Source organism: Flavobacterium luminosum (assembly GCF_023635005.1).
GTDB classification, from domain to species: domain Bacteria; phylum Bacteroidota; class Bacteroidia; order Flavobacteriales; family Flavobacteriaceae; genus Flavobacterium; species Flavobacterium luminosum.
Window position 1 is genome coordinate 1 of record NZ_JAMLJM010000025.1, and the last position, 703, is coordinate 703.

Consider the following 703-nt stretch of genomic DNA (forward strand, 5'->3'; position numbering starts at 1 on the left):
GCTAACGTTCCCAGGCTTTACGACTGTTGCGGACTAAAGAATCTGGAACCTTTCCGTTTAGCACTGACTTCAAAGATACAAAAGAAACTTTAAATTAATCGCAAAACCCGCAATAGCGTAAAACCTGTGTTAGCGGTAGTTTTTATTAATTCTTATCTATATAGTAACCTTTTTTTCCAGTTGCAATATTTTCGACAACTAATTGTCCAAGGAAGCAGTAAACAATTTTAGCTTCTCCTTTATGTGTGTAAATTATTCTGTTCTCTATTTTCATATTTTCATTAACTAACCAATCCCCAATCCAATTCCCATGTGAATATTTCCACGTTTGATTTTCAATGTAGGAAGATGAATTTATGTAAAGAATTATGAGAAAAAATATTCCTATAATAATTGAAATTAATTTAAAAATTAGTTTATTCATTTTTACGCTTTTCTTTCGAAATCATTATTAATTCTTTCTGTTAATTTTCCGCCGAGCAAAAAATAAACCCAAAAGAGTAGAGGCAAAATTAATTTCTTAACTAGAAACAATGAAGTAATAACTACTTTTCCATTTTTTGATTCAATTAAATATGATATTATACTAATAGTTAGATAAATTCCATAGAATGCAAATAAGTATAAAAGAAGCATTAAAAAAAGATTTGTCTTTTTAGATATTTTCATGTAATCAAAATTTTGCTTTAAAATTACCGCTAAC

At 27.7% G+C, this 703-nt stretch carries 2 protein-coding genes; both read right to left on the bottom strand.

The window, feature by feature from the left end; all coding sequences use genetic code 11:
* Nucleotides 1-145 precede the first annotated feature (145 nt).
* Nucleotides 146-424: a hypothetical protein gene (locus tag NAT50_RS12320; RefSeq protein WP_250593522.1), complete on the bottom strand. Its 279-nt coding sequence runs from the start codon at nt 422-424 to the stop codon at nt 146-148.
* Nucleotides 425-426: 2 nt separating this feature from the next.
* Nucleotides 427-703: hypothetical protein (locus NAT50_RS12325; RefSeq protein ID WP_250593523.1), on the bottom strand; the 277-nt coding region annotated here is incomplete at its 5' end.